We start from the raw sequence: 12,317 nt of genomic DNA, 5'->3' as shown, positions 1-12,317 counted from the left end.
TCCAGCCTCAACCCTGGGGGGCCAGGCGAAGCCCGACCCCCAAACGGTTTACACGCTTTGCTTGCTCCCGCTCAACGCCAGGTCCGCCAGTTCCCGGTTAGCCACGGCATACATGGCGTAATCGGTGCCGCTGGCGGCGCGCAGGTCGTCGAGGATGGCGCGCCACCGCTCCACATTCACGCGATGCTGTTCCAGCCATACGCTGACCCGCTCATCCACGTCCTCCGGCGCGTCCTGCATCTGCAGCACGGAGATGGTGATCGCCCGCTGCTGCAGGTCCAGGTCGTCGCGGAAGGCTTCCCGCGCCAACGCTTGCCAATTGCTTTCCACCGGCAGGCTGCTGATCTGCTGCAGGTACCAGTTCAGGTCCAGGGCGCTGCCGCTGGCGAAGAACGCCTTGGCCACGCTCGCCGCGCTCTGGCCGGTCAGGTCCGACGCCTCGATGATCGGCAGCAGGTTGTACAGGTAGGTGGTCCCGGCAACCATGCGAGCCAGCAGCTCCGGCACGCCCGCGTCCATGTAGGCCTGGTAGCGGGTTTCCCAAAGGCTTTGGGTCGGGCCTTGCAGCAACTCGTTGAGCTTGAGGCCCAGCGCGGTGATGTGCGGGCCGAAGTGGGCGACGTCACGGCCAGCGTCCAGCTCGTTGCGACGGTTGCGCAGGAACCAGCGCGTGGCGCGGCGGCCCAGGCGCATCAGCTCTTCCATCAGGCTCAGCTGGATGTCTGCGGGCACCTGGTAGTCCAGCGCCTCGATCTGGCGGAACCAGTGCGGCAGATGGAAGATGTCGCGCACCACCACGTAGGCTCCGGCGACGTCCGCAGCGCTCATTCCGGTGGACTCCTTCAAGCGCTGCACGAAGGTGATGCCCATGTGGTTGACCAGGTCGTTGGCGATCTGGGTGCTGACGATTTCGCGCTTGAGGCGATGACGGCGCATGGCCGGGCCATACTTGGCCACCAGCGTCGGCGGGAACGCGGTTTCCATGTCCCGGGTGAGGTAGTCGTCGTCCGGCACGCGAGAGTTGAGGAGAGTCTCCTTGAGGTCGATCTTGCTGTAGGAGATCAGCACGCACAGCTCGGCGCGGGTCAGGCCCTGGCGGGCGGCGGCACGCTCGGCCAGTTGCTCCTCGCTAGGCAGGAACTCGATGGCGCGATCCAACTTGCCGCGGCCTTCCAGGTCCGTCATCAACCGCTTGTACTCGGCCAGCCGTTCGTTGGCGCGGCGGGCGGCGATAGACAGCGCCTGGGTCTGCTTGTAGTTGTTGCCCAGCACCAGGTGCGCGACCTCGTCGGTCATGCTACCCAGCAGCTCGTTACGCTGCTTCTCGGTAAGGTCGCCCGCGGCCACTGCCTCGTTGATGAGGATCTTGATGTTCACTTCATGGTCGGAGCAGTCCACGCCACCGGCGTTGTCGATGAAGTCGGTGTTGGCGCCGCCGCCATTGAGGCCGAACTCCACCCGGCCCAGCTGGGTCATGCCCAGGTTGCCGCCCTCGCCCACCACCTTGCAGCGCAACTCGTCGCCGTTGACGCGCAGCGCGTCGTTGGCCTTGTCGCCCACGTCGGCGTGGCTTTCCTCGCTGGATTTGACATAGGTGCCGATGCCGCCATTCCACAGCAGGTCCACCGGCGCCTTGAGCAGCGCATGCAGCAGTTCGGTCGGGGTCAGGCGGTCCGCCTGGATGTCGAACCGGGCTTTCATCTGGGCACTGATGGCGATGCTTTTCGCGCTGCGCAGGAAGATCCCGCCGCCTTCGGAAATCAGCGAAGCGTTGTAGTCGCTCCACGCCGACCGCGGCAGGTTGAACAGGCGCTGGCGCTCGGCAAAGCTGCTGGCGGCATCCGGGTTGGGGTCGATGAAGATATGCAGGTGGTTGAACGCCGCCACCAGTTGCAGTTTGTCCGACATCAGCATGCCGTTGCCGAACACGTCACCGGCCATGTCGCCGATGCCGATCACGGTGATGTTGTCTTTCTGCACATCGATGCCGCGCTCGCGGAAGTGACGCTGCACCCCCACCCAGGCACCGCGGGCAGTGATGCCCATGCCTTTGTGGTCATAGCCGGCCGAGCCGCCGGAGGCGAAGGCGTCACCCAGCCAGAAGCCGTAGCTCAGGGCGATGCCGTTGGCGATGTCGGAGAAGGTCGCGGTGCCTTTGTCCGCCGCCACCACCAGGTACGGGTCGTCGTTATCGTGGCGCACCACGTTGGCCGGCGGCACCACTTCGCCTTCCTTGAGGTTGTCGGTGATGTCCAGCAGGCCAGAGATGAAGATCTTGTAGCAGGCGATGGCTTCGTTCTGGACCTCGTCGCGGCTGCCGCCAATGGGCAACCGGCGTGGAATGAAACCACCCTTGGCGCCCAGCGGCACGATGACCGAGTTCTTCACTTGCTGGGCTTTCACCAGGCCCAGCACTTCGGTGCGGTAGTCTTCTTCACGGTCCGACCAGCGCAGGCCGCCGCGGGCCACGTTGCCGAAGCGCAGGTGAACGCCCTCGATCCGAGGCGAGTACACGAAGATCTCGAACTTCGGCACCGGCTTGGGCAGCTCCGGGATCAGCGCCGGGTTGAGCTTGAAGCTGAAGTACTGCTTGGGCTGGCCGTTGGCGTCGGGCTGGTAGAAGTTGGTGCGCTGGGTCGCCTTGATCAGGTCCAGGTAGCGCCGCAGGATGCGATCCTCGTTGAGCACCTGCACGTCGTCCAGGGCGGTGAGGATGGCTTGTTCCAGGCGTTGCTGCTTGTCGTCCAGGTCGTCGCCGGTCAGCTTGCGCGCCAGGTAGAAGCGCGTTTTGAACAGCCGGGTCAACTCACGGGCGATGTCGGTGTGGTTGTTCAGGGCGGCGGCGATGTAGCCCAGGTCGAAGCCCAGGCGGATCTGCTTGAGGTAGCGCGCATAGGCCCGCAGCAGCGCCACGTCGCGCCAGGGCAGGCCGGCGGTCAGCACCAGGCGGTTGAACGCATCGTTTTCGGCTTCGCCGTTGACGATGTGCACGAACGCATCCTGCAAGGTGTCGTTGAGCTGTTGCAGGTCCAGCTTCAGGCCTTCGGCGTAGGTGAAGGCGAAGTCGTGAATCCAGAACTCCCGGCCGTTGCGGTTACGCAGGCGGTAGGGGAACTCGCCCAGCACGCGCAAGCCGAGGTTTTCCAGGATCGGCAGCACGTCGGACAGCGCCAGCGGCACGTCGGCGTGGTACAGCTTGCAGTGCAGCTGGCGCTCGCCACCCTGGGCGAGCGGCTGGTAGAAGCTCATCACCAGCGGGCGGGCCTCGGTCAGCGCTTGCAGGTGCTGCATGTCCACCACGGCCGAATGCGCGGCGAAGCGCTCGCGATAGCCGGCGGGGAAGCCTTTGGGGAATTCGGCCAGCAGGTTCGTGCCCTGGGCTTCGCCAAAGTTCTCGATGGTGAGAGCGTGGTAGTCGTCCTGCCAGGAACGGCAGGCCTGGATCACTTCGTTTTCCAGCTGCTGGGGGTCGATCTCCAGGCGGTTCTTCGGGTCCACCCGCAGAATCAGCTGCACACGCGCCAGCACCGACTCGGAGAAGAAGGTCCAGAACTCGCAGTCGCTGGCCTTGAGGCGATCCATCAGCACTTGCTGGATCTTCTGCCGCACCTCGGTGGAGTAGACGTCACGAGGTACGTAGGCCAGGCAGTAGCAGAAGCGGCCGTAGGGGTCCTTGCGCAGGAACACGCGGATTTTTGCCCGCTCCTGGATCTGCACGATGGACATCACGGTGCTGAACAGCTCGTCCACTGGGGTCTGGAACAGGTCGTCACGGGGCAGCACTTCGATGACCTGGGCCAGCTCCTTGCCCAGGTGGGCGCGCATGTCGAAGCCCGAGCGGCGTTCGATTTCCGCGACCTTGCTACGCACGTAGGGGATCTGCTGCACACTGGTGCCGTACACGGCCGAGGTGTAAAGGCCCATGAAGCGGCATTCCTTGACCACCCGCCCCTCGGCGTCGATCTGCCGGATGGAGACGTAGTCTGGGTAGGCCGGGCGGTGCACGCGGCTCGGCTGCGCCGCCTTGGCGAACGACAGCAGCACTGGCTCGCGCAGGTACTTGAGCGCGAAATCTTCAATACGCAGGTCTTCGGCGCTCAGGCCGGGCCGCAGCAAGCGCGGCAAGCCGAGGAAGGACTGCTCGTCGTACACCAGGTGGCCGCCCTGGGCGTCCTCGTGCACTTCGAACTCTTCATAGCCCAGGAAGGTGAAATGGTTGTCCACCAGCCATTCGAGGAAGATCTTCACCTCGGCCTTTTCGGCGCCGTCGACCGGCCATTGGCTGTTGTCCACCAGCGCCAGCATGTCGTGCACGCGGGCCTTCATCGGCTCGAAATCGGCCACCGTGGCGCGCACTTCACCCAGCACCTCGAGCAAGGCGCTCGCCAGGCCGGCGAGACCTGCGGCAGTGGCGCAGCGGTTGATCTCCAGGTACATCAGGGACTCTTGCGCCACACCCTCGCCGTGGCTGTTCTTGGGCAGCACTTCAAGCAGCTCGCCAGAAGGCCCGCGCCGCACGCTGAGCACGGCGGTTTGCAGGGTGTGGATGCTATAGCCACGGCGGTTGAGTTCGGTGCGTACCGAGTCCACCAGGAAGGGCAGGTCCTGGTGCAGCACTTCGACCACGCTGTGGGTCGACTGCCAGCCATGCCGCTCGTAATCGGGGTTGTAGACCCGCACCTGGGGCTGGGCGGGCTCGAACCGCTGCATCAGCCGCCAGGCCGACAAGGTGCAGCCGGCGAGGTCCGATAGCCGCCGCTGGGTGAGTTCGTCCAGGGAAATGATGCCGAAGAACTGATCGGCGAACAGGGCTACTTGTGGCAGGGCATGTTCGTCAACGTGCTGGGCCAGGACCGCCTGCAGTTGTTGCTGGAAGTCGGCTTTGCTGGCCGCGGTGAAAAACGCCATCTGTGGTACTCCGCTCGGGCTTTGTATTTGGTGGAAGCGTAGCGTGTATCCCTCGCCTGGCCGCTCCAGCGGTAAATAGGCGGGCGCGGTGACAAGGGGTGATGAAGCTTTTGGGTCACAACAACGGCGGAGGGTTCCGCGGGCAGCGCCATTGTAGGACAGTTCAGCTTAGCGACACCGGGTGGGCCGGTCTTGCCACGGCGCGACATATTCGGTCAGCCTCGGGTTGCACTTGGCGCAACCTCACAACCCCGCCGTTTGTGCCCCACTCTGCGTCACTGTGCACCATGCTGGCGCATTAGCATTGCTGGACGCAACCGTCCCGCTTAACTTCCTTCGCCTTCACGGCCTCGCTGTAACAGGGCTTTCACCGAGGCTCAGGACACTATGCCAGTACCGATAGTGGCCCTTGCCTGATTCTTGCTTGGCACAGCGGCGACTCCGAATACCGAACGACGGCGAGTTCCGCGCATTTCCCGTCCAAGCCCGGCCAGCGCCGCTGTGCGCTGGCCCCTCCCGGCGAGACGCCTTCCCATGCGCAAGATCCTCATTGGCATCCTGTTGTTTCCCGGCTTTCAGTTGTTGGACATCGCCGGCCCGCGCGACGCCTTCGGCGAGGTCCGTGCCTTGGGCGAGGGCCAATACGACATCGTTACCGTGAGCACCACCCGCAACCCTCTGCGGTCGGCCTGCGGGCTGACGGTGATCGCCGACCGTAGCATCTTCGAGCCCTGCCCATTCTTCGACACGTTGATCGTCCCCGGTGGCGTAGGCGTGTTCGACGTGTATGAAGACCCGCGCCTGGTGGCCTGGCTGGGCCGCCAGTTCAAGCGCTGCCGGCGGCTCGCCGCGGTGTGCAACGGGGTGTTCGCCTTGGGCGGCGCTGGGCTGCTGGACCACCGCCGGGTGACCAGCCATTGGGCCGACGCCGCCCGCCTGCGCGCGGCCTTCCCGCAGGTGCGGGTGTGTGCCGAAAGCATCCGGCTCAAGGACGGCCCGCTGTACACCAGCGCCGGGGTAAGCGCGTCGATCGACCTGGCGCTGTTGCTGATCGAGGAAGACTTCGGCCGCAAGATGGCGCTCAGGGTCGCCAAGTACCTGCTGGTGTACCTGGAGCGCCCCGGCGGCCAATCGCAGTTCCGACCGCTGGTGGACCGCCAGGCCCACGGCGATGCCCACGTGCAGGCGGTGCGCGAATACGTGGCGGCCAACCTGCAACAGCCGCATAGCCTGGCTTCCCTGGCCGAGCGGGTGCACATGAGCCCGCGCAACCTGACCCGGCTGTTCAGCAAGCAGACCGGCATCACGCCCATGGCCTTCGTCAACGACGCCCGCATCGATGCCGCACGCGAGCTGCTGGAGACTACCGAGCTGCCGGTTGGCGCTGTCGCTGCCCGCTGCGGTATCGACAGCGCCGACAACCTGCGCCGGGTGTTCAGCAAGCGGCTGGGCCTCAGCCCGCTGGAATACCGCCAGCGCTTCCAGGCCGTCAGGGCGCACCCGGGCCACCCGGCCGGCGCCGGCGAGCTACCGGCGCCGTTGCTGTCCGATGCCTGAGCCCGCAGGCGCCGGCTGTGCAAAGCCTTGGGGCGTGCGACAATGCGGTACCTTTCCCGGGATACCGCCATGCACATGAAAGCCGCCCTGTTGATGGGCAACCCCTGTGACGAAGAAGAAGACAACCTGGCCCTGCTGTGCTGCCAGGGCACCGAGGGCGAGCTGCTGTTGCTCTCTCGCCTGCCCGGCGAGGATGAGGTCGAGCTGGTTTGGGACGAGCAGTCCACGCACCTGCGCGACCTCAAGGTGACCCTGGGCGCCAGCCGCCTGCGCGTGGAGCTGCCCGCCGACGCCGAAGAGCCCTTCTCCGCCGCGCTGCTGAGCGCGGATCTCGCCGATGCACTGGCCGACCTGGACGACGCCGAGGCGGCATTGCGGATCATCCTGGAAGGCACCGGCACCTTGGTCATGGAGTAAGCGAGGGTGATCTTCGACGCGCACTGCCACATCATCGACCCGCGCTTTGCCCTGATCCCCAACCAGGGCTACCTGCCGCCAGCCTTCGACGTGCCGGCCTACTTGGCACAGGCGCAGCCCCTGGGCATCACCGGCGGCGCGGTGGTGTCCGGCTCGTTTCAGGGCTTCGACCAGCAGTACCTGATCGACGCCCTCACCCGCCTGGGGCAGGGCTTCGTGGGGGTGACCCAGGTGCCGGCGAGCATCACCGACGATGCCCTGGCCAAACTGCATCAGCACGGCGTGCGCGCCTTGCGCTTCAACCTTAAACGCGGCGGCTCCGCGCCCCTGGAGCAACTCGAACAGCTCGCCCGGCGCGTTCATGGCGGGTTCGGCTGGCACGTGGAGCTTTATGTGGACAGCCGCGACCTGGCCGACCTCACGCCGCGCCTGTTGAACCTGCCAGCGGTGAGCATCGACCATCTGGGCCTCAGTGCTGAAGGCTTGCCGGCCCTGTTGCGGCTAGCCGAGCAGGGCGTACGAGTAAAGGCTTGCGGCTTCGGCCGGGTAGACTTCCCCATCGGCCCCGCCCTTGCCCAGCTGCACGCAGCCAACCCCGAGGCGCTGATGTTCGGCAGCGACCTGCCCTCCACCCGCGCGCCCAGGCCATTCGAGCCGGCGGACATCGAGCTGATCCGGCAAGCGTTGGGTGAAGACGGCGCCCACGCAGTGCTGTGGAGCAACGCGCAGCGCTTTTATCGGCTGCGCTGATCCTGTGGGACCGGGCAAAGCCCGGGAATCTTCGCGCCGCCTACCGCTCCTTCACAGGCCCCTGCCCGCGCCTCCCAAACACGCAGCAGCTTTATCGAAGGCCCCCACCCTGTGGGACCGGGCAACGCCCGGGAATAACCACGCCGCCTACGCCTCGTTCACGGCCCCTGCCCGCACCTACCAAAGAAGCAGCGCCTCTATCGAAAAGGCCCTCCCTGTGGGGCCGGGCAACGCCCGGGAATAGCCACGCCGCCTACCGCTCCTTCACAGGCCCCTGCCCGCACCTACCAAAGAAGCAGCGCCTCTATCGAAAAGGCCCACCCTGTGGGACCGGGCAACGCCCGGGAATAGCCACGCCGCCTACCGCTCCTTCACAGGCTCCTGCCCGCACCTACCAAAGAAGCAGCGCCTCTATCGAAAAGGCCCACCCTGTGGGACCGGGCAACGCCCGGGAATAGCCATGCCGCCTACGTCTCGTTCACAGGCCCCTGCCCGCACCTACCAAAGAAGCAGCGCCTCTATCGAAAAGGCCCACCCTGTGGGACCGGGCAACGCCCGGGAATCTCTGCGCCGCCTGCCCTCCCGTACGGGTTGTTGCCTGTTGCCACTAGGAACGGGGCGCTCAGCCGAAATACTGCAACCACACCGAAAACACGCCCAGCACTACCCAGAAACCGGTGAAGATCCACGGCGTGCGCATGGAAAACAGCAAAGCCTGCCGAAAGCCTTTCTCCTGGGCTTCGTGTTTGCTGAACAAAGGCGAATCGTCGTAGGCCAGGCCCATGGTCGGCTCGGCGCGCAGCAGCTGGCATTGCTTGAAATGCCAGTGATCGATGATGTCATAGGCCGCGCGTATCCCTGGCCAGGCATGCAGCGAACTAACGATCCCCAGCAGCGCCAGAATCGGCGGCACCACCAGGGTAAACACCTTGCCCCACTCCGGGTTCAGGTTGGCCATGGACGATGCGTAGGCGATCACCAGGAACGACTGCGCCGACAGATAGGCGTTGGTGCGGTTGGACAACAGGGTGGTTTCGTACTGGATCTCGTGGCGGTAGAAGTCCAGGCGCGCCTTGGGCGTGCCGAACATCGCGTTCTCGTTCTCTTGCTGGATGCTGCCCGTGGATTCCAGCAGGTCGGTGATGATCTTGCTCATGCGTCTCCGGCAGATGGCAGCCGAGCCCTGACCGCGAACGGCCACGGCACCGGTCAGGGTTTCATGTTCAGCTTCTTGCGCATGGTCGCGGTGATGGTCTGGCGCACCTTGGCGTAGTCCGCCCAAGGGTCGTTGCCTTCCATTTCCCCCAGGCGCTCATGCACGTTGTGAATGTTCCACTGGTTGCCGCCCTTGAGCTCGGCCACTTCCTCGCGGAACACCGGCACGGACACCGGCAGTCCCTCGCGGGTACGGGCGGCGAAGGCGCAGATGGTGGTGGCGCCCTGCGAGTTGCGTAGGTAGTCCACGAAGATCTTGCCCACTCGGTTCTTCGGCCCCGCCACCGCCGAGAATCGGTCCGGCAACAGCTTGGCCAAGTGCTTGACGATGGCCTGGGAAAAATCTTTCACGCTGTCCCAATTGTCCTTGGGCTTGAGCGGCACCACGATATGAATGCCCTTGCCGCCGCTGGTCTTCAGAAAGGTCTTCAGGCCCAGCTCGTCCAGCACGGTCAGGGTCAGCTGGGTGGCCTCGACCATGGCCTTCCACGGCAGGGCGGGGTCTGGGTCCAGGTCCAGCACGAAGCGGTCCGGGTGCTGGCCGTCCTTGCCGGTGGCGTTCCACGTGTGAAACTCCACAGTGCTCATCTGCACCGCGCCCACCAGCGCCTGCGGGTTGTCGACGATCATCACCGGCTGCCCGGAAAACTCAGAGCCCAACGAGGTAATGCCAGGGATTTTCAGCCGCTCGGCGTGCTTCTGGAAGAACAGCTCGCCGGCCACGCCCTCCGGCGCCCGCACCAGCGCAACGGGGCGCTGCTTGAGGTGCGGCAGTATCCAGGGCGTGATCTGGGCGTAGTACTGGGCCAACTGCAACTTGGTGGTACCGCTGCTGGCGTCGATCACCCGATCAGGGTGGGTGATGCGTATCTCGCCCGCCATCGCGTCATGCTTTCCTGCCGCGGTGCGCTTGGGCTTGGCCTTGGGCGCGGCAGCCTTGGCCGGCGGTGCAGCGCCTTCGACGGCGGAAGGCTTCAACTCGCTCGGGGCCACGGGTTTCTCCTCGGTAATCTCGGTCGCCGGCTTGTCCTGGCGCATGCCATGGAACACCGCGTGGCGAACGGCACCTTCACGGGTCATTTCCGCATAGGCCACTTCTGCCAGCAGGCGGGGTTGCAGCCAGTGCACGCCGCGCACTTCGGCACCTGTGGGCGGGTTGGCCACGGCGGTTTTCTTCACTTCCAGAGGTTTGAGCTGGGCAAGGATGGTCCGCAGGGTGGTTTCGTTGAAACCGGTGCCCACCTTGCCGGCATAGCGCAGCTGGCCGCTGTCCGCGTCGTGCAGCCCCAGCAGCAAGGCGCCGAAACCACTGCGGCTGCCCTTGGGCTCGGTGTAGCCCACGACCACGAATTCCTGCCGATGCTTGCACTTGAGCTTGATCCAGTCATTGCTGCGCCGGTTCACATAGGGGCTGCCCAGGCGCTTGCCGATCAGCCCTTCCATTTTCATCTGGCAGGCCGTGTCGAGCAGCGCCGCGGCAGACTCATCGAAGCTGGCGGAAAACCTCAGCCCGTCATCGTCGCTTGCCTGGAGTATCGCCTCCAGCGCCGCCCGCCGCTGCTCCACCGGCACTCGGGTGACGTCCATGCCGTTGAGGTACATCACGTCGAACAGATAAAACACGATGCGCTCGGCATGAGCGCTTTCGAAGGCGTTCTGCAAGGCCTGGAAGTCCGGCACGCCTTCGTCATTGTTGACCACCACCTCGCCGTCCAGCCAGGCGGACTCCAGCCCCAGCGCCGCCAGCGCCCGCGCCTGGCGCGGCAGCTTGGCGGTCCAGTCGTGACCATTGCGGGTGAACAGGCGCGCCTCGCCGTTTTCGATGCGGGCAAGAATACGGTAGCCATCGAACTTGATCTCGTAGGTCCAGTCCCCGGCAGGGGTGGACTCCACCAGCGTGGCCAATTCAGGCTTGAGGCTGTTGGGCATGGCCGCGGCCACCGCGCCTTCGAGTACCTTGGCGCCAGCGGCCTTGCGCGAGGGTTTGGACGGCGCCTTGGCCTTTGCGGCAGGTTTGCCGGCGGCGGGCTTGCTGGCGGCGGGCACGGGCGCAGCAGCCTTGGCGCCCTTGGCCTTGCCGCGCACCTTCGGGACCAACGTGCGGTCGCTGAGCACGCTGTCTGGCGCGGCGGCGAGCACGTCGTACTCGTCATGGTCGCGGGCAGCATCGTCGTGAGACTTGATCAGGAACCACTGCTGCTTGTTGCCGCTCATGTGGGTGCGCACCAGGTTCCATACGCCGCTGAGCTTCTCGCCCTGCAGGCGGAACTTGAGCTTGCCCTTCTCGAAAGCCTTGTGCGGTTCTTCCTCGGGCTCCCACACGCCACGGTCCCAGACGATGACATCGCCCGCGCCGTAGTGCCCCTCGGGGATGTGCCCTTCGAAGCTGGCGTAGTCGATGGGATGGTCCTCGACCTGGATCGCCAGCCGCCGGTCGCGGGGGTCCAGCGAAGGGCCCTTGGGCACCGCCCAGCTCTTCAGGGTGCCATCGAGTTCCAGGCGAAAATCGTAGTGCAAGTGGCTGGCATCATGCTTCTGGATACAGAACTGCAAGGCGTGCTCGGCCGCCGAGCCGTTGCGCCCGGCGCCGCCGGAAGGCTCGGGTGTGGCTTCGAAATCGCGCTTGCGGTTGTACTCCTGCAGGGCATCGCTCATGACGGGGCTCCTTCGCTGCCTAGGGTTCTGAAGCGGTGCGCCCGCCGGAGTTCCCTGCTCCAGCCGACCGGCGGGCTGAAACGGTTGAACGCCGGCGCCTAACGGTGGACCAATCCCTAAACCCTGCCAGCGCCCGCAGAGGCGTGACGCCGACCGCCCTGATGGAGACCCGATCATGCCGAACAAGCCAGTGCCCTCCCCGGAGGGCAGCACCGCTTATCTGCCCCTCTCCCGCCGCTCATTGCTCCAGGTATTGGGGGTTGGCGGCACTGCCGCAGCCTTGGGCGCGGGCCTTGCCAGCGCCGCCCACGCCGCCGATACACCGCCGGCGACGGCCGATGAACCTGGCGAGCAGCCGCTGACGCTAAAGGTCAATGGCCAGGCGCAGACCCTCCAGGTGGACCCGCGCACGACCCTGCTCGATGCCCTGCGCGAGCGCCTGCACCTGACCGGTACCAAGAAAGGCTGCGATCACGGCCAGTGCGGCGCCTGCACCGTGCATGTGAATGGCCGCCGGGTGAACAGCTGCCTGAGCTTGGCACTGATGCATGAGGGCGATGAGATCACCACCATCGAAGGGCTGGGCACCCCAGACCGGCTGCATCCGATGCAGGTGGCCTTCGTCGAGCACGATGCCTATCAGTGCGGCTATTGCACCAGCGGGCAGATCATGTCGGCGGTGGCGTTGGCCAAAGAGCCCTATGGCGCGTCGGCCATGGAGATCAAAGAAGCCATGAGCGGCAATATCTGCCGCTGCGGCGCTTACTCGCACATCCTGGCGGCCATCCAACAGACCCGCAAAGCCTGAGGGCACG

7 protein-coding genes are annotated in these 12,317 nt (G+C 65.5%); 4 read left to right on the top strand and 3 right to left on the bottom strand.

Features of this window, described 5'->3' with window-relative positions:
* Nucleotides 1-48 precede the first annotated feature (48 nt).
* On the bottom strand, nucleotides 49-4,908 hold the full coding sequence (locus tag OGL93_RS19555; protein WP_263264558.1) for an NAD-glutamate dehydrogenase: 4,860 nt from the start codon (nucleotides 4,906-4,908) through the stop codon (nucleotides 49-51).
* Nucleotides 4,909-5,442: 534 nt separating this feature from the next.
* Here OGL93_RS19555 and OGL93_RS19550 point away from each other — a divergent pair.
* From OGL93_RS19550 to OGL93_RS19540, 3 genes are all read left to right on the top strand, one after another.
* Nucleotides 5,443-6,465, top strand: coding sequence for a GlxA family transcriptional regulator (locus tag OGL93_RS19550; protein WP_263264557.1), 1,023 nt, complete (start codon nucleotides 5,443-5,445; stop codon nucleotides 6,463-6,465).
* 69 nt (nucleotides 6,466-6,534) lie between these two features.
* Nucleotides 6,535-6,882: a hypothetical protein gene (locus tag OGL93_RS19545; protein ID WP_263264556.1), complete on the top strand. Its 348-nt coding sequence runs from the start codon at nucleotides 6,535-6,537 to the stop codon at nucleotides 6,880-6,882.
* A 6-nt stretch (nucleotides 6,883-6,888) separates the two neighbouring features.
* Entirely contained in the window at nucleotides 6,889-7,632 is a 744-nt protein-coding gene (locus OGL93_RS19540) for an amidohydrolase family protein (protein ID WP_263264555.1), read from the top strand.
* A gap of 622 nt (nucleotides 7,633-8,254) precedes the next feature.
* Here the strand turns inward: OGL93_RS19540 and OGL93_RS19535 are convergent.
* Nucleotides 8,255-8,722, bottom strand: coding sequence for a hypothetical protein (locus tag OGL93_RS19535; protein ID WP_263264636.1), 468 nt, complete (start codon nucleotides 8,720-8,722; stop codon nucleotides 8,255-8,257).
* A gap of 119 nt (nucleotides 8,723-8,841) precedes the next feature.
* Complete coding sequence (gene ligD, locus OGL93_RS19530; RefSeq protein WP_263264554.1) at nucleotides 8,842-11,502, bottom strand: DNA ligase D; 2,661 nt, start codon at nucleotides 11,500-11,502, stop codon at nucleotides 8,842-8,844.
* A gap of 175 nt (nucleotides 11,503-11,677) precedes the next feature.
* Here ligD and OGL93_RS19525 point away from each other — a divergent pair, with 175 nt between their 5' ends.
* A complete protein-coding gene (locus OGL93_RS19525) occupies nucleotides 11,678-12,310 on the top strand; it encodes a 2Fe-2S iron-sulfur cluster-binding protein (RefSeq protein ID WP_263264552.1) in 633 nt (210 codons plus the stop codon).
* Nucleotides 12,311-12,317: the final 7 nt, after the last annotated feature.

It is taken from the genome of Pseudomonas sp. RIT-PI-S (assembly GCF_025642975.1).
Lineage (GTDB): Bacteria > Pseudomonadota > Gammaproteobacteria > Pseudomonadales > Pseudomonadaceae > Aquipseudomonas.
Note: the sequence above shows the minus strand (reverse complement) of the source record. Positions and strands in the feature narration are given on the sequence as shown.

Excerpts from the sequence above, each read along its gene's own strand:
- OGL93_RS19555 (WP_263264558.1), bottom strand. The coding sequence starts at position 4,908 with ATGGCGTTTTTCACCGCGGCCAGCAAAGCCGACTTCCAGCAACAACTG.
- OGL93_RS19550 (WP_263264557.1), top strand. The coding sequence starts at position 5,443 with ATGCGCAAGATCCTCATTGGCATCCTGTTGTTTCCCGGCTTTCAGTTG.
- OGL93_RS19545 (WP_263264556.1), top strand. The coding sequence starts at position 6,535 with ATGCACATGAAAGCCGCCCTGTTGATGGGCAACCCCTGTGACGAAGAA.
- OGL93_RS19535 (WP_263264636.1), bottom strand. The coding sequence starts at position 8,722 with ATGTTCGGCACGCCCAAGGCGCGCCTGGACTTCTACCGCCACGAGATC.
- ligD (WP_263264554.1), bottom strand. The coding sequence starts at position 11,502 with ATGAGCGATGCCCTGCAGGAGTACAACCGCAAGCGCGATTTCGAAGCC.
- OGL93_RS19525 (WP_263264552.1), top strand. The coding sequence starts at position 11,678 with ATGCCGAACAAGCCAGTGCCCTCCCCGGAGGGCAGCACCGCTTATCTG.